31 protein-coding genes are annotated in these 23,455 nt (G+C 47.3%); 6 read left to right on the top strand and 25 right to left on the bottom strand.

From position 1 onward, the window contains the following. Positions 1-13: 13 nt before the first annotated feature. From MKZ04_RS02275 to MKZ04_RS02160, 24 genes are all read right to left on the bottom strand, one after another. Positions 14-670: a LysM peptidoglycan-binding domain-containing protein gene (locus tag MKZ04_RS02275; RefSeq protein ID WP_095290092.1), complete on the bottom strand. Its 657-nt coding sequence runs from the start codon at positions 668-670 to the stop codon at positions 14-16. Beyond that, a complete protein-coding gene (locus MKZ04_RS02270; RefSeq protein ID WP_341045203.1) occupies positions 663-4,427 on the bottom strand; it encodes a transglycosylase SLT domain-containing protein in 3,765 nt (1,254 codons plus the stop codon). Before MKZ04_RS02270 ends, MKZ04_RS02275 begins: the two co-directional genes overlap by 8 nt. Before the next feature lie 3 nt (positions 4,428-4,430). Further along, on the bottom strand, positions 4,431-4,568 hold the full coding sequence (locus MKZ04_RS02265) for a hypothetical protein (protein WP_095290311.1): 138 nt from the start codon (positions 4,566-4,568) through the stop codon (positions 4,431-4,433). A 41-nt stretch (positions 4,569-4,609) separates the two neighbouring features. Then, the gene (locus tag MKZ04_RS02260) at positions 4,610-5,062 is read right to left on the bottom strand and encodes a phage tail assembly chaperone (protein WP_341045201.1); all 453 of its coding nucleotides are present in this window, start codon (positions 5,060-5,062) and stop codon (positions 4,610-4,612) included. A gap of 164 nt (positions 5,063-5,226) precedes the next feature. After that, positions 5,227-5,670, bottom strand: a complete 444-nt coding sequence (locus MKZ04_RS02255) for a phage tail tube protein (protein ID WP_003180830.1) — start codon at positions 5,668-5,670, stop codon at positions 5,227-5,229. Between the two features lies 1 nt (position 5,671). After that, on the bottom strand, positions 5,672-7,018 hold the full coding sequence (locus MKZ04_RS02250; protein WP_341045200.1) for a phage tail sheath family protein: 1,347 nt from the start codon (positions 7,016-7,018) through the stop codon (positions 5,672-5,674). Next, the gene (locus MKZ04_RS02245; protein ID WP_020451022.1) at positions 7,018-7,242 is read right to left on the bottom strand and encodes a hypothetical protein; all 225 of its coding nucleotides are present in this window, start codon (positions 7,240-7,242) and stop codon (positions 7,018-7,020) included. Before MKZ04_RS02245 ends, MKZ04_RS02250 begins: the two co-directional genes overlap by 1 nt. Further along, positions 7,243-7,683 carry a hypothetical protein gene (locus MKZ04_RS02240; RefSeq protein WP_020451021.1) on the bottom strand — a complete coding sequence of 147 codons (441 nt, stop codon included), beginning with the start codon at positions 7,681-7,683 and terminating at the stop codon, positions 7,243-7,245. Positions 7,684-7,695: 12 nt separating this feature from the next. Beyond that, the gene (locus MKZ04_RS02235; RefSeq protein ID WP_026579861.1) at positions 7,696-8,184 is read right to left on the bottom strand and encodes an HK97 gp10 family phage protein; all 489 of its coding nucleotides are present in this window, start codon (positions 8,182-8,184) and stop codon (positions 7,696-7,698) included. Continuing rightward, a complete protein-coding gene (locus tag MKZ04_RS02230; protein ID WP_026579862.1) occupies positions 8,181-8,537 on the bottom strand; it encodes a YqbH/XkdH family protein in 357 nt (118 codons plus the stop codon). The genes MKZ04_RS02235 and MKZ04_RS02230 overlap by 4 nt, the downstream gene beginning before the upstream one ends. Then, the gene (gene yqbG, locus MKZ04_RS02225) at positions 8,534-8,908 is read right to left on the bottom strand and encodes a protein YqbG (RefSeq protein WP_023856716.1); all 375 of its coding nucleotides are present in this window, start codon (positions 8,906-8,908) and stop codon (positions 8,534-8,536) included. The genes MKZ04_RS02230 and yqbG overlap by 4 nt, the downstream gene beginning before the upstream one ends. Before the next feature lie 115 nt (positions 8,909-9,023). Beyond that, positions 9,024-9,959: a phage major capsid family protein gene (locus MKZ04_RS02220; protein ID WP_020451017.1), complete on the bottom strand. Its 936-nt coding sequence runs from the start codon at positions 9,957-9,959 to the stop codon at positions 9,024-9,026. 17 nt (positions 9,960-9,976) lie between these two features. After that, on the bottom strand, positions 9,977-10,825 hold the full coding sequence (locus tag MKZ04_RS02215) for an XkdF-like putative serine protease domain-containing protein (protein WP_145624468.1): 849 nt from the start codon (positions 10,823-10,825) through the stop codon (positions 9,977-9,979). Positions 10,826-10,832: 7 nt separating this feature from the next. Then, entirely contained in the window at positions 10,833-12,347 is a 1,515-nt protein-coding gene (locus MKZ04_RS02210; protein ID WP_103749042.1) for a phage portal protein, read from the bottom strand. Between the two features lie 3 nt (positions 12,348-12,350). Continuing rightward, positions 12,351-13,649, bottom strand: a complete 1,299-nt coding sequence (locus MKZ04_RS02205) for a PBSX family phage terminase large subunit (RefSeq protein ID WP_103749043.1) — start codon at positions 13,647-13,649, stop codon at positions 12,351-12,353. Continuing rightward, a complete protein-coding gene (locus MKZ04_RS02200) occupies positions 13,646-14,446 on the bottom strand; it encodes a terminase small subunit (protein WP_145624466.1) in 801 nt (266 codons plus the stop codon). The genes MKZ04_RS02205 and MKZ04_RS02200 overlap by 4 nt, the downstream gene beginning before the upstream one ends. A 144-nt stretch (positions 14,447-14,590) precedes the next feature. Then, positions 14,591-15,094, bottom strand: a complete 504-nt coding sequence (locus MKZ04_RS02195; protein ID WP_080131330.1) for a sigma-70 family RNA polymerase sigma factor — start codon at positions 15,092-15,094, stop codon at positions 14,591-14,593. 118 nt (positions 15,095-15,212) lie between these two features. Continuing rightward, positions 15,213-15,416 (bottom strand): XtrA/YqaO family protein, encoded by a 204-nt coding sequence (locus tag MKZ04_RS02190; protein WP_020451011.1) that lies wholly within the window; start codon positions 15,414-15,416, stop codon positions 15,213-15,215. Further along, positions 15,413-15,754 (bottom strand): hypothetical protein, encoded by a 342-nt coding sequence (locus MKZ04_RS02185; protein ID WP_341045194.1) that lies wholly within the window; start codon positions 15,752-15,754, stop codon positions 15,413-15,415. The genes MKZ04_RS02190 and MKZ04_RS02185 overlap by 4 nt, the downstream gene beginning before the upstream one ends. Before the next feature lie 99 nt (positions 15,755-15,853). Further along, entirely contained in the window at positions 15,854-16,024 is a 171-nt protein-coding gene (locus MKZ04_RS02180) for a hypothetical protein (protein WP_165768809.1), read from the bottom strand. Continuing rightward, entirely contained in the window at positions 16,024-16,824 is an 801-nt protein-coding gene (locus MKZ04_RS02175) for an ATP-binding protein (protein WP_145624464.1), read from the bottom strand. Before MKZ04_RS02175 ends, MKZ04_RS02180 begins: the two co-directional genes overlap by 1 nt. Next, entirely contained in the window at positions 16,724-17,548 is an 825-nt protein-coding gene (locus MKZ04_RS02170; RefSeq protein ID WP_145624462.1) for an Rrf2 family transcriptional regulator, read from the bottom strand. Before MKZ04_RS02170 ends, MKZ04_RS02175 begins: the two co-directional genes overlap by 101 nt. Next, complete coding sequence (locus tag MKZ04_RS02165) at positions 17,549-17,845, bottom strand: hypothetical protein (RefSeq protein WP_145654202.1); 297 nt, start codon at positions 17,843-17,845, stop codon at positions 17,549-17,551. Then, positions 17,835-18,095 (bottom strand): helix-turn-helix transcriptional regulator, encoded by a 261-nt coding sequence (locus MKZ04_RS02160; protein ID WP_026579871.1) that lies wholly within the window; start codon positions 18,093-18,095, stop codon positions 17,835-17,837. The genes MKZ04_RS02165 and MKZ04_RS02160 overlap by 11 nt, the downstream gene beginning before the upstream one ends. A 172-nt stretch (positions 18,096-18,267) precedes the next feature. Here MKZ04_RS02160 and xre point away from each other — a divergent pair, with 172 nt between their 5' ends. Together xre and MKZ04_RS02150 are read left to right on the top strand one after the other, a co-directional pair. Next, complete coding sequence (xre, locus tag MKZ04_RS02155) at positions 18,268-18,621, top strand: HTH-type transcriptional regulator Xre (protein WP_020451005.1); 354 nt, start codon at positions 18,268-18,270, stop codon at positions 18,619-18,621. 188 nt (positions 18,622-18,809) lie between these two features. After that, positions 18,810-19,466 carry an ImmA/IrrE family metallo-endopeptidase gene (locus tag MKZ04_RS02150; RefSeq protein WP_128822743.1) on the top strand — a complete coding sequence of 219 codons (657 nt, stop codon included), beginning with the start codon at positions 18,810-18,812 and terminating at the stop codon, positions 19,464-19,466. A gap of 12 nt (positions 19,467-19,478) precedes the next feature. Here the strand turns inward: MKZ04_RS02150 and MKZ04_RS02145 are convergent, their stop codons facing one another. Beyond that, the gene (locus MKZ04_RS02145; protein WP_020451003.1) at positions 19,479-20,126 is read right to left on the bottom strand and encodes a poly-gamma-glutamate hydrolase family protein; all 648 of its coding nucleotides are present in this window, start codon (positions 20,124-20,126) and stop codon (positions 19,479-19,481) included. Positions 20,127-20,596: 470 nt separating this feature from the next. Here MKZ04_RS02145 and MKZ04_RS02140 point away from each other — a divergent pair, with 470 nt between their 5' ends. The 4 genes from MKZ04_RS02140 (at position 20,597) to MKZ04_RS02125 (ending at position 23,405) form a co-directional block, all read left to right on the top strand. After that, complete coding sequence (locus MKZ04_RS02140; protein ID WP_128822748.1) at positions 20,597-21,010, top strand: regulatory YrvL family protein; 414 nt, start codon at positions 20,597-20,599, stop codon at positions 21,008-21,010. 28 nt (positions 21,011-21,038) lie between these two features. After that, positions 21,039-21,275: a hypothetical protein gene (locus tag MKZ04_RS02135; protein WP_020451001.1), complete on the top strand. Its 237-nt coding sequence runs from the start codon at positions 21,039-21,041 to the stop codon at positions 21,273-21,275. 110 nt (positions 21,276-21,385) lie between these two features. Next, a complete protein-coding gene (locus MKZ04_RS02130) occupies positions 21,386-21,964 on the top strand; it encodes a TetR/AcrR family transcriptional regulator (RefSeq protein WP_341045190.1) in 579 nt (192 codons plus the stop codon). A 16-nt stretch (positions 21,965-21,980) separates the two neighbouring features. Continuing rightward, a complete protein-coding gene (locus MKZ04_RS02125; RefSeq protein WP_026579875.1) occupies positions 21,981-23,405 on the top strand; it encodes a DHA2 family efflux MFS transporter permease subunit in 1,425 nt (474 codons plus the stop codon). The last annotated feature ends 50 nt before the right edge of the window (positions 23,406-23,455 follow it).

Here is a 23,455-nt window from a genome sequence, read left to right as displayed (position 1 = left end):
CCGGCGCTTCGTTTTATGGTATTTTCAGCTTTTGCCCCGGAAAAATCCAGTGCCCCGGCTGTTTGATGTTTCGCTTGCTTCGTTTGATCATCGCCTGTTTGTTCGCGTTCCAAATTTTCTGCCATTCCTGGCTGTTTCCGTAAAAACGGCCTGCGATGTGCCAGAGCGTATCGCCTTTTTTGACGGTGTATATTTTTGGAGCCGGTTTGGACGGCCGTTTTTTCTTCGTTTTCTTTTTTTGCTTGATCTTCCGAGGTGATGCTGTTTGATACTCTTTTAATGTGAGATCAAAATCCCGGTCACCGATATCCTTTTCACCCTCACGATGCGAAAAGTTTTCGATGCTGCATGTGAAATTGATCTTCGTACCCGTGACGAGAAATTGAACCGGTTTTTTTGCTTTTATCCACTTCTCGATTTTGAGAATCGCGTTCTCCGGTGAAAGAAACCCTTTATATTCCGCAAGCGGAGAATACTTTTTCGGAAAATGAGACGAAAATGAAATCGTCTTTGCTCCCGGTTCATTGATAAATGTAACCTCGCCGAACTTTGACACCTTTACAGACTCGTTCGCAAGATTATTGCTGACGTCAAGCTGCTCGGGAAGCACAGGGAGGCGCAGCTTTTCCTTTCCTTGTGTCAGCCAAAATTCGTACACGGATTTAGTCATAAGCTACGCTTCCTTTCGTCCCAATATGAATATCCCGTTCAAGCTCATCGACAAGAGCGCGCTTGATTTTCGCAATCAATGTTTCCTGGTCGCGCTCACTGTGATAATGATTGTCGCCGGTAATATAGATGTTGACTTCTTTGGCGCCGTTTCCAGCCGGCTGCCGGGATCGGGCCCCGCCTGCGGTGGCTGCAGCCGCCTGACCGCTTGAAATGGAACCGGATCCTTCAGCGGGGTTATGCACTTCCATTCCGAGCGCGCCTGCAGCCCGTTGAAGCAAATATCTGCCGCGGATGCCGCGTTCTTCGGGAATGATCCATTCGCGCTTGCCGCCTTCACCCACGCGGGCGATCTGCTCGCTGGTGATCAGGCCGCCGTTGGCATAGCCTTTATAAGCTCCACCTCTTGCCATGCTTTTAATCCCCGGCGTGTTAAATGGCGACCCGTATCGCGATTTGATGTAATTGATGGCCGCTACCGCGTTGTGAACAGGATTGAAAATATCATTCATTCCTTTTCCTTTGTACGCATTAAACGTTTGGCCGATCGTCTGCATCAAACCTCTGCTCGGGTCTCCCCGCTTGGCGTTAATGTCCCAGCCGTTAGAGGCGCGCGGATTTCCGCCGGATTCCTTTTGAGCAATGACAGAAAGCGGCTGCAGCCACGACGCCGGTGAACCGGTAGCCATGATCGCCTGCATCAGCCACGACTTTACATTTCCGCCGACGGCGCCGATTCCGGAAAACGCAGCAGCCAGTGAGCCCGCTTGTTTTTCCGCAAAACTTTTGACATCGACAGAACTTAAACCTTTGACAATCCCGACCGACGCAAAACGCCCGAGATTCATCATGACCCGGGACGGAGAATGAATATCCAGCTCTTCGCGGAACGCTTTTTCCACTTTTTTCGCTAAGTTTTTTGCAGCTTGAGAAACTTCGCTGCCTTTTCCATTCATGCCGCTGATAAAGTGTCCGACCATGCCTGATCCCCAGCCTGCAGCCGACTGTTTCGAATCAAGGAACGGCTTGTTGATATTTTTATCAACATACTGCGATGTCCCGGTCGGTGTTGCATTTTGCCCGGAAGCGAAGTTTTTGACTGTATTTGCGCCCCAGGAAGATGACGTCTTCACCGTTGTTTGATAAGGCGCATTTACTTTTGCTTGAAGAAAACCACCCGTTCCGGTCGCGGTAGCATTTTGCCCGGAAGCGAACCCGGCGACCGCCTGTTTTCCGTAATTAGACGATTCTGCCGGCAGGCTGCTAAACGGCTTGCTGATGTTTTTTTGCTTCCATTGATCAAGGGAAGGAGCGTTTGAGCCAATCCCTTTGTCAAAGCCGCCGGTGAATTCCCGACCGAAAGCCTGCGCCTCTGCCGTTATATTCCCGACGCCGACAGCAGGCGACACAGAAGCCGAATATGAAGCGGTGCTTGAAACCGGAGAAGAAGCTCCCCCGTCTCCCGCCGCGGCCCCCATGTCGTCAACAACGCGCATGCCGAGCTTAGTCGCGGCCTGGGCAAGCAGCATCTTCCCGCGTCCCCGGTTGTTTTCCGTCGGGATGACAAATTCGTTTCCGGCTTCACCGATCCAGGAGATGGTCGGTTTTGTGATGTAGCCGCCTGTTGCATTTTTATCAGGATTATCTCCTGTCATGAAGTTGATGACGGCATCAATACCGCCGCCAACCTTATCCCATATTTTGCCTACCCATCCAAATGCTTTCTCAAAACCGTCGCTGATCAATCCGGCAATCTTTACAATTGGCTTTTGAATATTTTTCTCAAACCAGCCGGCGACACCTTCCCAAATGTCTGTTACCGTTTTTTTGGCTGCTTGGAATTTTTCTCCAATGGCTTCTTTTACGGTTGAAAACGTATTTTTTATCGGATTCCAAACCGTATTTATAAACCATGAGGAAACCGCGCCCCAAACTCTTTTGATCATGTTCCATGTAAATTGAAAACGATTCCAAATTCCAGTTGCTACTTCAATGACTTTTGAAACTACGGGATTCCAAACGTTTTCCGCAAACCAGCCGGCGACCGCCGTGAATGTCTCTTGTATCATCGTCCAGGCCGTTGACAGCTGATTCCAGATCCCTGTCGCTACTTCAATGACTTTGCCGACAACCGGATCCCAGACATTTTCTGCGAACCAGCTGGCGACAACCATGAATGTTTCCTGAATCATCGTCCAGGCTGTTGTCAGCTGATTCCAGATCCCTGTCGCTACTTCGATCACCTTGCCGACAACCGGATTCCAGACATTTTCCGCAAACCAGCCCGCAACTGTCATGAATGTTTCCTGAATCATCGTCCAGGCTGTTGTCAGCTGATTCCAGATCCCTGTCGCCACTTCGACCACCTTGCCGACAACAGGATTCCAAACGTTATCTGTAAACCATCCCGCTATCATCGACCAGTTTTCTTGAACGGCTCCGAGTGCCTCAGCCGATTTATCTTTTATCGTATTCCATGCTTTCTCGACACCGCCATTGTCATCGAACATCTTCCCGAAATATTCACCGATGCTTGAGCCGCCCATGCTTCCGACCATACCTCCAATGGCACCGCCGATTGCCGTTCCCCCCACAGGGAGAATCGCTGTGCCAATTGCAGCTCCTGCTGCTGCGCCAGCTAAACCGCCGCCAATTCCTCCGCCTGCCGAACCGACTTTTTCGCCTGCGTTTTCTTTGTTCATATCCATTAACTCAGTTGCTGATAAAAGCGCTCCAGCATATGGGAGGGCTTTGCCTCCAACTTTCCCCACTTTTCGGAGACCTTTCATAAACTTGCCGCCGGATCTGTTTCTTCCCGATCTTGTTTCTCCATTAGTGGAGGTTTCTTCACTTCCTGGCCTGCTGCTTGTTGCAGGTTCATTGATTATAGAACCTCCGCCTCCCCCACAGCAGCAACAACCGCCCCCACTTTCTTCACCTTTAAACAGCTTACCGAGGATGGCATCAAATGATTTGTCCAAAATATTTTTTGGAAGCTCATCCACCCATTTACCAAATTTTTCTTTACCCCACTTTAGAATTTTAGTCCATACGGCCTCAGCTTTCCCATCCGAATCTTTGCTGTCTTCTTTTTGTTCCGTTTTTACAATTGCGTCAATTTTAAGGATACGTTTGGCCTCGATGCTGTTAAGCTTTTTTTGCAAGGCATTCAATTTCGCGGTGGCCTGGTCGTTAATCGTAAGGGTGGCTTGATATTCCCTTGCTAAATGATTTTTCAAATAGGAGGAAATCCTGCTGGCTGTCTGGGTGATTTTATCAATGACATAGAGCGTTGCAGAGTATCCTTTTTGCAATGCACCCTTCATGTAGCCGGAAATTTTTTGAACAGCCGGGGTGACTCGGTCATTAACGGCTGCAGTTAAGAAGTATTCAGCTGATGACAAATCAGACATGATGCTTCTGATCTTTTGAATGCCCGGTGTTGCCTGATCATTTATTACAATTGAAAATTGATAATTGCCAGGCAGCTTTTGCTTAAGCTGATTTGAAATATTGTCAATTGTTTTGCCGGCTTTATCAACTGCTGAAATTTCTAGCTGCCATGATTTCAAGTTGGCTTTTAAGAAAACATTAAGTTTTTTCAATGTTTTCTCTGCTGTTTTTGTTTTTATTTTCATTGCGAACGGGCGGCTGAGTTTTTTTCGTCTTTTTTCCAGGTCTTTAAACCCCTTCTGAATCCTTCGCAGCTTCTTAGATACCCGGTCTTCAAGTTCAAAACGTGCCGTCAGTTTTGCCATGGATTATGTACCTCCTTTCCTCGCTTCTTTTTCCAAGATTTGAAGTTTGTAGCTGATGAGTCCGTATAAAAATGCCTTAAACGGTTTTGGGGCTTCGTACAGCTCCCGGAGCTGGGATGGAGAATAGTGAAGTTCGTGCATCGCAAAATAGAGATACACCGCTTCTTTATTCCCATCCTTGATTAGTTTTTTGCTTCTTCTTCCAGATCTTCAAGATCGTCTTCAAAGCCGTTGATTTCAATCGCTTTGTTGAGCCAGTTCGCATATTCCCCTCCGACTGACAGAACGCGTTTGGCTACTTCGACCGGATCGGCCGTTTGATAGGCTTCCCTTAATTCCTTTGAACGGAAATCAGGATAGATCGTCGATTCAATGGCGATTCGGGCGTAAAAGCGCTGGGTGTCGAGATCCTTGACAACGCGGCCCCTGCCTTTGATGTTTTTATAAGTCGTATTTTCTTTTTCAAGCTCGTCAATGCGCTCGGTTGTAATCGGCTTAAACACAAACGGAATGACATTGCCCTTTTTATCGACGAACCGCTTTGAGATCGGCACTTTGATTTCCTCGGCTTCAACGGTTTGTCCCGGCATAAAAAAGGATAAATCATATACTTTTTCTTCTTGTTTTTCGCTCATGTCTGCTTGCTCCTTTAACATTCAATTTTTAAATTGGCAATGAAAAAGCACCCTCGGCTTGGCGAGAGTGCTTGGTGTTATATGTCCTGACTACTGAATCGGCTTCCTTCTTTAAGACCAGCCTTTGCGATCTAGGTTTGAAAAGCGGGATACGGGGCTCTTTTTTAAAACGTATCTTTCAGTTTTTCAGGAACGTCAAAATCTTCAAATGTGAACGGGACTTCTTCTTCCAGCGCTTCTGAATCGACGTCAAGGCCTGCGATTTTGGCCGAGTCAAAATTCACATCATACAGTGTGACACGTTCCGTTCCGCGGCCCGATGACTGGTCGTCAAGGACGGCCTGGAGCGTGAAATACGGATCATCGCCTTTTTTTACATAGTTCATCATTAATGTGACAAATTGAGACGTGACTTTATAAAATGTCGCCGTCCCCGTGCCGTTTGCACCTGTTGTCTTGTGGCCCGTCATGCGGCGGCCCATAATATTGACTTCGGCTTTATTCTTTTCGACGTTTGCCTCAAATGTTTTGATATGAGCCATCTCTTGTCCGTCGAGAAAAAGACGGCCTTCTTTTCCGGAAATCGTGTTTTGCGCTTTTAATGCCATATTATTTTACCTCCACATTAAAGTAGAATTTTTCTGCTGCATCAACCGGCTGAACGGCCAAATCGATTAAAAACCCGTCGCGGTCTTCATTCAGTGTGATGGCAATATCGCTTTCAGAATCAAAACCGGTAATGCCGCCGGCTTCCTGAAGCGCCGTCATATACTGAATGATCAGCGTTTTGACGTACTGCAAACCGTCGTCAGATGCAGGAATGTCGCTGCCGCTTGCTTTTCGCGCTTTGATTAAAGCCTTTAATTCGCGGGTCAAATCATTGTTAACTCCGTCAAGGACGCGGATGATTTTATTTTTCGAGAATTTTTTGTTTTTGTCGGCAGTGAAACTCGTTAAAGAGTTGATGTCTTTTTCGACACTGACCGATTGATCGCGTGCATCAAACGTAAATAAAAACTCGCCTTTTTTCAGACGTTCGATGACCTGATCTTCATCCAGACGGTTCAGAACATCAACAGCTCCTTCGTATTCGACAAATGTCAGCGACTGGTTAAAAGTCGCGCCTGCGCTTGCTCCGGCAACCCATGCCGTCGCTTTTTCAGGCGTGATTTCTGTGCCGTCTTCCAGCACGACGCCTCCCGTTACATTGATGATGCCTTCATCGTCTCCGGCATAATCGGCGACTACGCCTTGGACTTTCTGGCCCTGCTTATCGCGGAGGCGTTTGATGAAAGCGGCAAAAGTGGCTTTCAGCTGTTCATTGTCTGCAACCGGAAGTGCGATCGTATTGAAGTATTCCGTTTCGGCCGCATCTAAAAACGCGGTGTAATCGGCAACGCTTGCTGTTCCGTTCTCTCCGCCTTCCAGTTTTGTGCCCGCTGTCAGTTCAAGCGCGCCTTCCCCTTGAAACGCGACGTACGCATTTGCGGTAAGCTCTTCTGCCGTTTTGACGGTTTGCCGGTCAGCTTCATCTGTTCCGACAAAAGTTGTGACATCAAACTTTTTAGAATCGAGCACATTTTCGGAAATGCGGATTGAAATGTCGTTCCCTTTCTCGCCCCCGTATTTTGCCGTTACACTCAGCGTTTCGCCGATTTGGGCTTTCGCCGGCGCTCCTGTGTTCAGACGGTACAGCAAAACGGTCTGTGCGTTTTTCTTCGCTTCGCGGAAAAGCAGAAGAGACGGATCATCGATGTTCAATCCCACTTTTTTATTTAAATCTTCAATGCTGGAAATCGATACGAATGATTTCGGCTCCCCCCAGCTCATGACGACAGGAAGGGCAACTGTGCCGCGGTCCCCGATGGAAACCCGCTCCTCTGCTGTCGTTTTAAAATTAAAATAAATGCCGGCACGATCTTTTTCTTTGCCTGGTGTAAATGTTCCGCCGTTCATTAATTCATGACCTCCTTGGCTAAAAATGTTTGGATAAGCTGACTTGCCTCAAGCTTTGAAATCTGCTCTTCTTTCACATGAAAAAGAGCACCGTCGAGAACTTCCGGTTTAATGCCGAAAAGCTCTTTCGCGTGCTCCCTCAGATCCTCGATGTAGAACAGCGCTTCTCGTTCCTCAAGAGGCGCCTTTTTTGCTTCGGTCTTTGTTTTTTTGCTGACTGTCAATTATTTCACCCCGTTTGTAAAATCGATTGTTTCCAGAGAAAGTTCGTTTTCCCGTTTGTACCAGTAGCGGCTGTTCCATTGAATAATAATGGACGCGGTGCCGGAATCCCCTATCCTCGTCTCGATCCGGCTGATCCTCAAGCTGTCTCCCGTGTCTTTACCCGACCGGTCAATGAGCGGGATGATGTGTCGCGCTTCCCTTACGGCGTCTGCAATGCGCTCGGCATGATCGTGGGCCTGCTGTGAATCATGGTGAAACAGTTTCACATTCAGGGTGAAGACTTTTTTAAATGTTGAAACTGTATCATTTTCATCAAAAACAGAAGGGGGAGGAAAATATAGCGACGGTATTTGAAAATGGTCGGGTATTTCCTTTTCATAACAGACGACAGGAAAGACTTGATAAAAGAAATTCATAACAGATCCCGTTTCGTCGTTCAAAGCTTCACCTCCTTAAAGGGAATTCAGCCATGTTTGCAGCTCTTCATTCAGGCGTTTTTCAAATAAACGCTCAAATATGTAAAGCGCATGCTCCCAATAGCCTGTTCCCTTTACCCATTGCCGTTTTAAAACCATGCCGGACGAAGAAACGGGATCGTATTGAAATCGGCCGCTGTGCCATTGTCCCGGAATCCACCTGACTTCCTCTTTTCCGCCTGTCCAATGGCCGTCATTTACGAATGAGGCGTACTCTAACTCCGTCCCGACTTCAAGCGTGAGTCCGCCTTTTTCGATTTCCCATATGTTCCCTTCAGCCCCTCGCTTGAAAGAGCGCATAAGGCTGCCGGTATCAATCGATCCGGCGCGTACGATTTCGTCGCGGACCAGATCTAAAAAATCGGTTCCCGTCTGTTCAAGCCACTTGGCAGCTTCAGTTCGAAAGCCGCTCTGCCCCGCTTTTTCCAACGTCCGCGATAGCTGTTTCAATCCTTTGATTTTCATAGTTTTTCATCCCTGACCGCTAAGACTTCCAGGTGATGGCCTTTGATGTTGCGCGGCTGCTGGAGCGTGTAGCTGACACCGTTCCAGACCGCAAGATCGTGAAGGCGCACATCTGCATCCGCCGGAAAATGGGCCAAATATGAATGATAAATGACCTGTTCGGGATCTTGCTGGACGATCGACTGATTTTTTTCCGTAAAATAGCAGGGAACGTTTTGAAGATCGGGTGTTTCCCCGTATGTGCGAATCGGCTGCAGGTTTGGCGCGGGAATGCCGTACCTTGCTTCCTCTGCATGATCTTCCTTTAAATGATAGATATCGCAACGGTCGCTTAATAGACTTTTGTAGCTCATAGCGGCCGCACCTTGAATCGGACAGATTCATAATCAAGAATAAATTCTTCGAGCAGTTTATAGACGTCGGGCTTCGCCAGGCCACCGCTTCTTGAGAGCGTATAGGAGTAGTCACCCAATTTCTCAGATTTGTAGCCTTTCAAAAGCGATTCATCACCGTTTTTCAATGCAAAGTACTGTGCCAGCTGCAGCAAAGCGAGCCTTGCCTTTTCCGGCAGCGGATCATATTTTTCATCTGTAAAACGATGCCCCGTGATCTGCTCGGCTTCCGCTTCGGCTTCAAGGATATCCTGCCGCAGCAATTCCTGCGGCCGGTTTTTCACGGCTTCAATAACGGAATATTGAATGATATCGTCGGGCGTGATCAGCATGTTCATCACATCCTTCCAGAGCTTTTAGCTGTTGTCCGGGGCGCTTTCGCTTGTGCTCGGACTCGTTTCCCGCCGATTGGCGATGCTTTCAGTGAAAACGTTCGGACTCAGGCATTTACTCTTTTACATTGACGATTTTTGCAACCGCGTCTTCTTCTTCGAATTTGCTGTCCAGTTTTGCCGTCAGGACAATGATAAATTTGCGCGCGCGAATGTCTTTATCGACTTCAATTCTGATATTGCGCGAGAAACCGAGAATAATATTTTTCGGATGCGTCAAAATAATGTCTGATGCTTCGGCGGCTGCATCTCCTTCTCCGTACGCATACGGCTGAATATTTGAGACCCCTTTAACAGGCACGCCAAAAGCGGTTGAAAGCCCGCCCTGTACAGCCGCATCCCCGAGAGTGGTTTGACGGTCTGCGACGCGGTCTTTCCATTCGATCTCCTGACCGAGCGATGTGTAGAATCTGAATTCCTGCGGAACGCGCATATATTTTGCCGGAACAGCTTTCAGTCCCTGTTTGAAAAGCTGTCGGCTGATTTGCTCCCCGCCTGCATCGACGATGTGAGAGACGGACTGCTTCCGGATTCCGTCAAGTTGAGCAAGGTATGGATCTGAAGACGCAACATCACCGTTGACGATCAGTTCTTCAATATCCACAGCGGCCCGTTCCGCCAGCATTTGCATCAGCGTCTGTTGAAGGCCGTCTTTTTCAATGTTATTTTCGAGCGTGTCATAAGTAATGTTGACTTCGGCAATGACTTCTTTCGCATTCAGTTCAACTGTGCTGGTCACCGGTGCGGTTAATTGGTCCTTCGCCAATGCTTTACCTTCATCAGCCGCTCTTAAAATCCGCTGGCCAAAACCGATTTTTTCAAATTTTTGCGAGTCGTTTTCCATTTGAATCACACGTGATTCGCTGAAAATTGTCGGCGTGTTTTGCACCATGCGAATAAATGCAGAAGCCTGCGCCGGATTCATTAATCCTCCGCTTTTCAACGTCGCAAGCGACATCTCGGCTTTACGAATAATCTCTTGATTTCTCATGTTCTTCCTCCTCCAAATTAAAGCAATCCGCTCCAAATCGATTTTTTAACTTCTTCTTCTCCTTCTTTTTCAGCCGCTGCCTGCTTTGAGGCACCTCTCATCTTTTCGAGTGCTTCGATGCGCGCAATCAGAGGGGCGAGCATGTCCTCGACGATTTCCTTCACATGTGCATCCTGGTCTGTCTGCTGCTCTTTTTCTTCCGCCGCTTTATCCCCTTCCAAATCGTCAAGACGTTTGAGAAGCGGAACCAAGACGGCTTCAATCGTTCCTTGAACTTCTGATCGTTTCATCTTTTTTTCTTCCTCTCCCGTTTTTTGTTTGTCGCCGGCAAAAAACTGCTTAAACAGCTGAAAGAAACTGCCGGTCTCATCGGTTTTAGAGCCGGCGCGGGGCGGGTGTTCGACCGTTTCGGCAGTGCCCGCCATGCTGTAGCCGGTGATGCTTCCTTTTTTAATCTGTTCCCAGATCTCATCGCCGGCTTTTGTCACCAGCACCCAAGAGCCTTTCACAATCGTTTCGCCGTTCACTTCAAAATCAGCCGGCGCAACATAGGACTCCACGACTTCTCCGACGCCTCCCTGGAAATTGTGATCCTTGTCGATCTTCCGGGCATTTTTCAGAAAACCGTGGGCGGCTTTTTGGATTTCGTCAGCCGACATAAAATCGCCGTGGGCATCCTGAATGTCCGGCTCGTAGACCACGCCGTAGACGAGCTTCTTTTCATCCTCGGCTTTCGCAATCAGCTTGACTTCCTTTTCAAATGTCGGCGGTTCACTCGATTTCGTCATAAAGAATTTCTTTTTGTTCGCCGCTTTGTCGACATAACTGACGAAATTGATCTTGGCATTTTTAAGCTCTCTCGGCACGAAGTGTTCACCTCCTTTCAGTGATCTGTTTCAATGTCTCGACGGCTTCCTGCAGTTCAGGCAGCAGTGCTCCGGCTTCCGCTTCAGCACGCTTTGCGCTTTGCTGGTAACCGAGCGGCCTGCTGAATTCTTCCTCCGGCCATTCATCGAGCGTCTTGCCGAGCACTCTGCCGGCCAGGTCACGCAAATCATTTGCAGATACCGCTCCCGCTTGAATAAAAGGACCGAGCACTTTTGCAATCTCAAGCGGATCGCGAAAGTCCGGTCCTTTCAGCTGGAGCCTCGCGTGGAAAATGTTTAAATCACGGAGAAACAGCGTATTCAGCTTGCCGATCAATATTTTCCGCTCCGGTTCAAAAACCTGTTCTTCGGTGATTTTGCGGGCGGTGTCGGCTGTCGCCCTGTTATATTCATGGGCATCACCGGTGTAGAGAGGCGGGAGCCTGAAAGAAGAGCGGATTTTATTCCGGGTTTTCTCGTCATATTCAAGAAACAGCGCATCTTCCTGCAAAATTTCGGCGAGGGATTTGATGTCCACTTTCACCGGCGTAATGTCCTGGCTGCCGTGAATGTCTTTTTCCTGGGCGATCCCCTCCGCTTCGATCAGCAAAAATTTGTGTGCATTTTCAACGCCTTCCAAGTCGTTCATGTATTCCTGCAGCTCTCTGTACGAAGCCTCTGAGAGCATGCCGTTTTCAACCGTAATGACGGCCGGGACGTGCCGGCCTTGTCTGAAATACATATAATTCAGCTCTTCCGCTTTCCGCGCTCCGTACAGGTTGACAATATTTCCGATCCAGCGCGGAACGCCGTAGACGCCGCTGCCGATTTTAAAATGGATCGCTTCATTCGCACTTCGTTCAGGCGGAGTCTGTCTGTCAAACGCTCCGGTGGTCATATCCATGACGCGCGGATCGCCATACTCTTTAAAGTACACTTTTCTGCCATCAATCATCTGAACGTATTTACGGAACCTTTTTTCTCTTTTGATGTTTTTTAGCGATCCGTTTTCCATGTAGGCGAATTCCACTTCGATCGGTTCTGTCAATCCGCATACGCGCATATTTTTGACATCGAGATATTCAATTCCGGCCGGCTGCCCCGTGCCGTTTCTGAGCACCTCCAAAAAGCCGTTCCCCGTTTTTTCGCGGTCCTCTATCATATGGCTTAAAATCGTTTCAGCCGATTCATCGAAATGAAGATGGCGGCAAAAATCTTCAAGCCTTGTCCAATCGGTCTCAGCAGCCTTTTTCTTATCGGGCGTCACATCCGCACCATTAAAATCAAAAGCGTACTCGACATCAAGCCCGAACCCTGCAATATTCGTTTTATAGGCGTCAATGCATTGCTGGAGAATTGAAGAATATTCGGCAATGACTTTCAGTTCTTTCAAATTGTACGGCGGTGCGATAATCTCATCTCCGTAGATCTCCGAAAATTGATCTTCATATATTTGTTTTGTTACAGGCTCGTGAAAACGGGATTTCATGACTTTTGCTCTTACCGTTTGCTGAGTGGACATACACTATCTCCCCCTTTTCCTGTTCGGCCGTTTTCTCGCTTCCTGCTCAGCCTTCAAATCGGTGACTTCATAATCATCAAGCGCGTACCATAGCGCGGAAAGTGTGTGCGGATCAATTGTAAACTGATCCTCCTTCAGATTGCCGTCTTTATCCGTCGCATAGGTCAGCGGCTGCAATTCGTAGATCGTATTGGCACATCGGTCAGAACAGAATATTTTTTTAAACCGCTTGATTTTTTTCGTATATTGCAGGCGCGAGCCTTGGAACTTGCGGGCTGCTGTCATGTTGAAGCCGTTCTGCCTGAAAAACTGAATGCTTTTCGGCTCAGCGGGATCAGCTTTGATCAGCTCCTTCGTAACCGCGAATTCGTTAAGCTCCTCGGCCGTCTTGTCGTCTGTCATTTTATTTTTGTAGTACTCCCAATAAATATAGAGATATTTTTTGTCGGGATCGACGGCCGCCCGGACGACGGCATTGTATGATGCCTCAAATCCGAAATCCATTCCGGTTCTCTTCAGCGGCTTGGAAATGGCGGAGATCCGCCTCATGACCTCCTCATGCTCCATCACTTCAAATTGCGGCAAAACCCTAATGCCGTTTACCCCGAACCTCCCTTTTCTGGCAATCCGGTACAGGTCAGGGTCATATGCTTTCATATCATCAAGCTGTTTGAGGTAGCTTTTCGGCAAAAACAGGTTGTCATCAGCTGTGGAATGGTGGTAAAACGTATCACCGACGACAGCGACCCGCTTTTCATACAAAACCTCATCATCCAAAATAAACCGCTTGTTCCGCTCATCCTTGAAAAAGTGTCTGTACGTCCAGTTTGACTGGCTGACGGGGTTTGTCGTCAATATCATATACAGCCTGTGATCAGGATGCCTCAGCCGGCCAATCAGTTCCTTGAAGCCTTCATACTTCACTTCCGAACATTCTTCGATCCAAATCAGCGAGATGTTGTTGACGGATTTCAATTTCGCCGGGTTGTCCATCCCTTTAAAAATAATCCGGCTGCCGTTTGCAAACCTGATGTGCATCGGAGAAGAAACGGCCTCTGCCGCCGTTTGAACACCCAGCTCATCGATAATGGTTGCGAATAAAGAAAAAGTCGAATCCCTGTGTGTTTCAAACACTTCCCTTACAACAAGAGCGGTGCGCTTTTCCTGCAGCAGCTTTAATACAACTTTTAAAGCGGTATGATAGCTTTTTGACGAACCGTATCCGCCGACAAGAAATTGAAACGTCTGATCCCAGTTAAACAAATAATCTTCAAAATGCGGATTGACTTCTTTTATAATCAAGCCGAATCACCTTTTCTGGTGATGATCACTTCAACGGGTCCTGATTCCGCATCTTTGTCGGCTTTTTGTTTGGCGAGCTTCAGCTTCTCATTTTCAATTTTCCGCTTAAATGAATCAGGGAAAAGATCGAAATACTGTGAGAGCTTCTCGAGCGCCTTCATTTTATCGGCCAGCTTGATTGCGATTCCTTCTTTCCCGAGTTTCGCTTCTGTGATGACTGTACCATCGACGAGGTCGGAATGTTTCACATCGACAAAGCTGATCTCTTTCATAACCGGATTGTTTTCTTCATCAAACAGCGGTCCTGACTTTCCGACAGCCTGTACCTCTTTTTTGCCGAAAGTTACATAGTCGGTCATATCGGCAAATGCGATTTTCACATAGACTTGGAGAACATCCATCGCCTCAACGAATATCTCCCCTACCATCTCTTTTTTGATCCGCCTGATCTCATCGGCCACCTTTTCGTTTTTCAGAAGCCGGCAGCCTGTCACATGAGCGCTGGCAGGGGAGTAGCCTGCTTTTATCGCTGCTTGGGTAGCATTGAAGCTTTTCACATAATAGATGCAAAACAGACGCTGCCGTTCATTCAGCCCTTCATTGCGGATATCTGCTTTTCCTCTGCTCGTATCCTCCCCGTTTACAGCCTTTTTCCAGCGGTCACGGGTTTTCCAAACGCTGACTTTTTGATTTGAAACGCCGAGTTCTCTTGCGATTGCGAGATTCGTAATGTTTCCCCCGTATTGTTGATAGAGACGAAAAGCTTCATCCCTTTTTGGATCCCTTTTCCTTGGCATTGTTCATCTTCACCGCCTCTCATTCCCGGAAACAGTAATATTTCATCGCTATATGAATCTTCCATTTAAGAACAGTATGTTTTGTTATATTTTTTCTCTTTTCACTTATAGGTGGCAAACGTATGACAAAAGACAGATATATCGTTATGCCATACAATCGAGAGGCTTTTCGATTTGTTTCGCGATTTTCAGCTGCGCCCGTTTCACATTGGTTTGAACAGTAGACTTTTTGATGCCGAGCATGGCGGCAATCCGCTCATAGGAAAACTGTTCGACCTTATGTAAAATGAAGATTTCTTTTTCGCGTGCCGTAAGGGCAGACAGCGCGGTTTCAATCCGGGCTTTATCGTACGCTGACACTTCTTGAGCCGGTTCAAATGAAATCTGTTCTGAGAACGTGTCGATGATCAGCGGATCTTTCAGTAGCATCCGTTTATAAGCGTCTCGCCTGTCAATCGCCCTTCTGATTCCCGGCTCCCTTCCGTTTTCAAGCCAGTCGATCACATATTCCAAATCGGTCATCATGTTTCTGATCAGTTTTTTATCTTTCAATTGTTCAGCAGTCAGCCCTTGTTCATCCTGATAGGCCCGATACAGTTTTTTCGTGTTTTTCAGCGCTCTTTTATATTCGAAAAGCAAATCTTCCATTTTGGTGTACCTCCGTTTTTTTGTAATAAAAAAGGACACCAATCAGCCACACAGTAAGATGTGCATCTGATCAGCGTCCGCAGGCTTTCCGTCTTGGACAAATATTCAAGTTGTAGAGCTATAGCTTATAGCCGATTTCAAATTCGACCCTTGCGAGGTCTCCCTTTCTCGTTTCAATGACGGTTTTGCCGTGTTCAGGCGCCTCGGCCTGCCAAGCTGTGCCGTTCATTCCATCAAGAACGATCACTGTCACCTTTCCTTTTTTAAGGCGGCTTGCAACCGTCGTATCGTGGATATCTTGTATCTTTGCCGGATGGTTCATCTATTTTCCTCCTCTTCAAATTCCGCGTTTGCGACGACTTTTTCTAAAATATTTATCAATTGATTCTCAACTGAATTAGAGCGAGCGGGCCGTTTTCGCTTCAAATAGGCAAGCGTGAGCTTCGCTGCGGTCAAAAGTTCGGGAGCCGCGGCGATTAAGCGGGCATTTTTTTCCTTGGAATATGCGCTGTAGTTGGCGACTTTGGCAATCACCCGCCCGCTGGAATAAGGAAACCGTTTCTTTTCGGCTTTACTGTAAGCTGAATAAATGTACAGGTCGCTATTTGTTCTGACAACGCGCCATGGTGACGGGCTGTACGTCGCACTTTCGTTCTTCACGTTTGTCTTCCTCACTTTCCGTCTTCTTCGTGCCATCGTTTCATTTGTGCGTCTCTTTTTGCCGCTGTCCAGATGATGAGAATCATCGCTTTTAAACATTTAAGCACCTTGTTTCACCCTTGTTTTCATTTTTGCAATCAGCGCTTCCAGATGTTTGATCACATCCGTCAAATCGCCGCTTTCAGAGCGGCAGTTTGGACAAGCGCAGAACATCGTTCCGATCCTTGCGTCCTGGTGGACTGATTTTCTCCCGTTACATAGCGGGCACATCAAACCATCCCCTCCAGTCTATGATTGATGCCGAAAGAGCTCCCGTTCAGGACGACGAGAAAGTCCTGGCACATTTCAACCAGCCTCGTTCCGAGCGCTTCGTCTATGCTGACAATTTCTTCAACGCTTAGCTCGCTGGACAGCATGATCGGCTTATGGTTCAAATACCTGTAATTGACGACAGCATATGTCTGTTCGATCTGCCATTCCGTCGCCCGCGGCCTGCCTCCCACCGGTTTAAACAGGTCATCGAGAAACAGCACCTCGACTCGCTTCATCCGGTTCAGCTTATCCTCAAGCAATGAGAAATCCTGTTTTAAATCGTTGAATCCTTCGACAAAAGGAAAATAAAGGACGGGTACGAAATGCTTCCTCATCAGCTCATTGGCGGCGGCCGTCAGCAAATGAGTCTTCCCTGAACCGGGTCGTCCCAAGAGCGCGATGCTGTTTTTGCGGCTTTCCCGGATGTCCCGGTAAGCTTGTACATATTCAACGGCGCATTCATACGCCTCTTTTACAGATTGGTGTTTTCCTTTCGTCTTGAACTGAGCAAAATTTAAGTTTTTAAATTGTTCGGTGATTTCGCTCGATTTCAACAGCTTTTGCGCTTTCCGCCATTCGCGGCAGGCGCATGATACCCATACTTCCATCGTTCCGCGCCGTTCGATAAATCCGAGTTCATCTTTGCATTTCGGACAGTCATACTGTTTTGCGGCGGATTCTTCCGGTTTGTCCCCCTGTGATAGACAGCTCCTGTTTCTCAGTTCGTCCATGATCTCTTCGATTGTTCTTTTGGACATTGTTCTCCCTCCTGACAGTTATTTTCTCTTCCGCTTCAGCCAGCCGGCCGATTATATATTTTTCACAGTAGCTGAAGACCTTGATCGTTTCATTGCGGCTTCGGCGCCGCGCCTCATACTCTTCAAAGCATTGTTCAAGCCATTTGATTGTTTGCGGAAGAGACACTCCGCGGGCGACAATCCGGGCGATGGCCTGGTAGTCTTTTGACGAGGGATGGACAGGCTTTCCTTCCTGCAAAGACCTAAGGGCGGCAAATCGGTCTGCTATTGTTTTTATGGAAGTCATATTATGTTTTGTGTTGATTTGTGTGATATCTTTATTGGATTGGACAAGGATGTCCGCACGGCCAGTCTCTTCTGTCCGAACAGAACTGCCTGACCGGACATGGCTGGCATAGGCAAATTTCTTTGAATGTCTGACTGACAAAATCATTCCGTAAGGCGCTCTTGTGACTGCAATGTAGCCGTTTCGTTCGAGAAGAGCGAGCCATCTTCTAACCGTTTTTTCGTTGACGCCGAATTGAAGAGCCAGTTCTGCGGCTTTCAGCGGTTTGTTGCCGAGCACGATGCCCCATGTCATCCCATCGCGTTCGATTTCCTTAGTTGTTGAACTGATGCACCATAAAAACAGCCAAATGGCATTGCCTATTTTCTCGTAGTGCACAGGTGTTAAAAGCCCTGAGTAAACGGAAAAGGGATAGCTTTGATCGAGAGGACAGGACATTCATTTTCCCCCTTCCTTGTGCCTTCTGCGGTTCAGTCTGAGATACCGTTCGTATTGGCCTTTACGATCGAATTGGAATACAGGCTTTCCGTCTTTCGTAAAAGCGATGAATCCCCCGGCTTCGCCGAGCCGCCATTGATCAAAACGGTCTGAGCTGTAGGAAATCACAATTTTACCCATTCTGCCTCCTTGTGGATATCCGGCGGGTCCGCCATGTCTTCGCATTTGCTCTCTGTCGGCTTCCTTTGGATAGCCGTGCGTTCGAATGTGTGTGACCATCGGATGTTCAAGATTCATGACATCGCCTTCTTTCATACAGAGTTCCGTTGATACAATATGTATCCAAACAGACCTGAAAAAGATCGGGAAAAAGCAATCGATCAGGCACTGAGTAAAGCGTTTCGAATTTCAGCATCGTTTCTCTGCCGGGATTGCGTGTTCCCCTTTCGATTTTGCGAACATAAACCTCGGAGAGTCCAAGCCTTTCCGACACTTGCTTTTGGGTCCATCCCCTCTTACAACGCTCTTCGATCAACCGTTTTCGCACATGTTCTCACTCCCTGTTTTTGATACAATACGTATCTGATGATTTGATTATATATGATACACTTCTTATCATCAATACTTTTTTGATACTTTTTTTATCATATGTTTATTTCGATACATTTTGTATCTATAATAGAGATAAACATGCCGAATTGAGGAAGAGAGGTCATTCTATGTTAGGCGGCAGACTGAAGAGCCTGAGAGGAAAACGGACACAGGAAGAAGTTGCAAAGCAGATCGGTGTATCGCGGGCCCGCTACTCCCATTACGAAAACGGAAGAAGCGAGCCGGACTATGAAACATTAAAAAAACTCGCCGATTACTATAAAGTGACGATTGACTATCTGTTGACAGGAACGGAAAAGAAAAAAACGATTGAAGACGAAATCGCAGATCCGGATCTGCAAATTGCATACCGAGACATGCAGGAATTTTCCCCCGAAAGCAGACAGCAGGCCATCGAGTTCATTCAATACTTAAAAGAAAAAGAGAAAAAACGAAAGCCCGGAGATAAACAAAACGGATAAAAAAGGAATTTCTATTAAACGTTACCTGGTGAGCGCCGATTTAATAGTTAAGACGATAAAAAAGGGAAAGATTTGCTAAAGAGGCTGCTCATCGTATATGATAGATCTGCATGAAAACATGACAGCCCCTTTGACGGGCTTTTCTTTCCCGCTAAAAACAGAACATTTGTTCGAAAGGGTGTCTCGTATTGAAGTTTTACTTATCTCACCTAGAAGAATACGTCAAAAATATGTTTCAAAAGTTTGGTTTTTTTGAACCCCACCACATTGATATGAATCGCATAGCCGCTCATTTTAACATTTGGATTCACTATGAAAATGTCAACAGCATGATGATTAAACATGACGGCATGTACAGCATCATTCTCAACAGCAGCCTTTCAAAGGAAAAGCAGTGGGAGGATTTTGCCCATGAGTTATGCCACGTATTAAAGCACGCGGGAAACCAGCTTTATATGAATCAGATGTTCAGGGAGCTGCAGGAATTCCAGGCCAATCAATTTATGTACCATTTTTGCGTCCCTACTTTTATGCTTTTAAAAATGGATTTTCCCCAGCTGCGATGCCAAGCCGCTAAAATGATCGCCGACCTCTTTAAAGTCACGGAATCGTTCGCTGTCAAACGGATCGAGCTCTTTGAAAAACGGCAAGCCGGGATCCAGTTTCATGAGGCATGGATGGCGAGCCTTTCCCAAGAGAGCGAATCAGCGAATGCTGCTCGCCTTAAAGAAGAAGACGAACTTGCACGCTACCGCCGGGAAACCCGCCGCCCGTACACAACGGCAAACGGCGTCGGCAAAATGGTCGCGGCAGAAAGCCGGCCGGCGTATATGCTGAGAAAATAAAAAACAGCCGGCTCAGCTCCCGGCTGCACTCGGCCCATATGCGATGCGGGCTCCTGCCTTCAAAGCTTTGACATAGCGGGAAAACACCTCATTTTGAGACGTTCGCCTGCCCTTTAATGTGAATTGCTCAAACATCGCCTTCCGCTGGGCAGTGCTGATTTCAAATTGCACGCTTAACCCTGTTTGGCAGCGATTGTTGATGCTTGCAGGGTTTGTACCTGAAAGATATCCCCTTTCAGCCGCCAGCTCCGCAGAAAATCCGTGCTTCTCCAATGTCTCCGCAAACAACAAGGCGCGCCTTCGATCTGTCCCCCCGATGAGCGTATGCCGGCGGAAAGGCTCGTCATATCCGTGGAACGCCAGTATGTATCGATGTCCTGCAGCCATTCGCACGGCAAGCGGGCAGTCAAAATGGGCGCTTGTCACATGAAGACTCTTATTGCCGCGCCTTTTCAATCCTTCCAATAAATAAACCGAAGAACCCGCTGCAAAAGCCCTGACAATTTCACTGATGCCCGGTTCGATCCCGCCCCCGTGGGGAGCCATCACAAGCAGTGCGCTCCCTGCATCCCGCGCAGCCACCGAATAATCGGTTCCTTCTATTTCATTTTCTGCCATCTCTGTAAAGCTGCCGTATTGGTCAGTTAAAGCCTGCTTCATCTCTTGATTTTTTGCACCTGCCTGTCCTGTTTTTATGTAGTGTACCGGGAGTCGCAGCGGTTGTAAATATGTTCCCTCTAGGAAAATAAAAATCTCTTTATGAGATTTAAAAGATTAAAGCAATTGAACCAAAATCGAAAATCACCTAAGGCACGAAAATAATTCTTCTAGTAAATACGTCGGTTTTAGAACAAGCAAATACGAAATATGCTTAACAAAGTGAGGTTGCCGGCTGGCAGCCTTTTTTATTTGTGATCCTATCCTCTTGATTGCAGCCCTTATGAAAACGCTCCAAATATGATATATGGCGATTAATTAGGTCTCGAAAAACACCTTAGGAATTTTTCAGAACGCTCTCTCCACTCCCCCCTTCCACACAAACTTTAACCCCAAAATCTCATTAATAACTCACAACCGGATATTTTTCTGATATCATGAATATACACTGCATGATTAGGAATGAATGTTTAATGATTAAAAAAACTCTCGGTACCATGTTCGCAGTGACTCTGATCTTTCTGTTGATCCTCACTGTGTTTACGCTCTTATTCGGGTCTTATTATTTCGGCGTTGCCGGCTTTTTCGCGATTTTCGGCGTGACATACGAATCGCCCTGGTCGCTCTTCTGGTATATCCTTTTATCCTTTGGCCTCGGCGCGCTGTTTGAAATCCCGGAAAAGATTTTGAGCTTTATGATCGGTCATAAAGCTCTGACCTTTATGATCGAATGTTTTTTTACGTGGCTTGCCATCCATCTCGCTGATGAATTGATGGACAGCATCACCATCCCGCTGGATGTGGAAATCATCGCCTGTCTGTTTTTATTCGTCATTCAGCTGGCATTTGAAGACAACAAAGAAAGAAACCGGACATACGAGGATTGAGAAACATTCGCGAAGGGAGAATAGAACTGTGACGTTTATCATTTTAATGGCCGGATTGTTTCTTTTTATTCAACTCAAAAAACCGTTCCGCAAGAAAATCTTCGGCTACGTTTTTTTGGCCGTTTATTTAACGGTGCTCGCACTCTATACCATCAATTCAACTTTTGTTCACCTCATATCTGACAGCCTTTTGTCGATCTTGGCAGTGATCGCTGTGGCGCCGCTGCTTGCCGGCTTTCTTAAGCCTTCAGCGGATTCCCGGTGAACCGAATATGGACAAATCGTCCTTTTTTTAAAACAGGCCTTCAAAAAAGGTCTTTTTTTTCGTTAAAATTATATAGACCGATCAGTATAAAATCATAAGGGAATGATAGGATGGCAGAAAAAATGAGCAGCCGCGACAAAATATTGCGGGCGGCTTCACGATTGTTCCGCAAACAAGGCTACCATGCCACAGGTCTGAGCCAAATCACAGCCGAAAGCGGAGCGCCGCGGGGATCGCTTTATTATTATTTTCCCGGCGGCAAAGAAGAACTGGCGCAAGAGGCGATTCAATTAACCGGGGAAAGAATCAAAGCGTATATATTGTCAGCGATCAGCCGAGAAGCTGATCCTGTCAAGGCGTTTCAATCTTATATCCAGATGATGGCTGACGGAATCGAGGAATACATCATGGAAGAAAACGATGATATTCCGATCGTATCCGTCGCCGTAGAAACGTGGTCGTTCAGCGAAAGGCTCCGCCAAACTTGTGAACAGGTTTATCAAGACTGGCAGCTTGTCTATCAGGATAAACTGCTCCAGTCAGGCTACGCGCCGGAAACGGCCGAGACGCTGAGCGTCGCGATACAGGCGATGATTGAGGGTGCGTATGTGCTCTCAGTGACGAAAAAAAACGGTCGGCCCCTCAGTGCAGCCGCCGAACAAATTCCTTTTTTACTAAAACGATCATAAAGGGTGGGAAATGCAAATGGAACATGCTAAAAAAGGCTCCTTCATGATTATCGCCATTTTAATCGTCGGAAATTTTCTCGCTCTGATTAATGAGACGGTCATGAATGTGGCTTTGCCGAAGATCATCGACGATTTCGGCATTTCAGCGAATACGGCCCAGTGGCTGTCAACCGGATATATGCTCATGATCGGCATCGCCGTGCCGATTACTGCGTTTTTAATGCAGCGCTTTACGACAAGGCAGTTGTTTCTGTCTGCGATGACATTATTTACGGCGGGAACCTTTCTGGCCGGAATCGCTCCGGTCTTCCCGCTCGTTCTCGCCGGACGGATCATCCAAGGCTCAGGTACAGGTTTGATACTGCCGCTTGTGATGAATGTGATATTGACTTTGATTCCGCCGCAAAAACGCGGAACGATGACCGGAATCCTAACGCTCGTTATTTTATTTGCCCCGGCGATCGGTCCGGTCATCTCAGGCTATATTGTCGAGCATTATTCATGGCGCGTTGTTTTCTTCATGATGCTGCCAGTATCGGTTTTCATGATTTTTTATGCGGCGTTCCGCCTGAAAAATGTAACCGAACTGACGTATCCGAAAATTGACATATTATCTATTCTTTTATCGACTGTCGGGTTTGGCGGAATCGTTTTCGGCTTCAGCAACGCCGGGGAAGCTGCAGGCTGGAGCAGTCCGAAAGTGATCATCGGACTGGCAGCCGGTGTCATCGGATTAATATTGTTCGTCATGCGCCAGCTCAAATTGAAAGTGCCGATGCTTGATATGAGGCCGTTTCAGTCAAAAATATTTTCCGTCTCGGTTATCCTGATGTGGATCGTGATGATGCTACAGTTTTCGATGATGCTGATTTTGCCGCTTTACTTCCAGATGGCGCTTGAGCTGTCACCGCTTTATACAGGCATTCTTATGCTGCCGGGCGGCCTTGTCCTGGCGATGACATCTCTTGTTGCAGGACGCCTGTTTGATAAGCTTGGCTTTAAACCGCTGTTGATCACCGGGTTGATCATTGTGATTGCCGTCCTTTCGCTGTTTACGAATATTTCAAGCGATACGCCGATGGCGGCGGGAATGATGCTGTACGCCGGCTTCACACTCGGCGTCGGGTTAACGATGGCTCCGATTATGACGCTCGGTTTAAACCAGGTGCCCAAACCGCTGTACCCACATGGCTCGGCGATTATGAATACGGTCAATCAAGTGTCAGGGGCCATCGGTCCGGCATTGTACACGACAATTCTGACGACCGTTTCGAATCGCTTTATCGCGCATTCTTCAGGAGCCAGCCGTCAGGAGCTGCACATGCAAGGTATGACAGAAGGCGTTCATATGGTTTATTTCGTAGCCATCGTCTTTGCAGCAGCTGCTCTTGTGATTTCGGTTTTTGTGAAAAGCAGTCGCGGGGAACATCATCCAGCATAAACATCGATCCATCAAAAAAATGCAGGAGGCATGAAGCGCCTCCTGCATTT

This window comes from Bacillus sp. FSL W7-1354, from assembly GCF_038002405.1.
Taxonomy (GTDB): domain Bacteria; phylum Bacillota; class Bacilli; order Bacillales; family Bacillaceae; genus Bacillus; species Bacillus paralicheniformis.
Note: the sequence above shows the minus strand (reverse complement) of the source record. Positions and strands in the feature narration are given on the sequence as shown.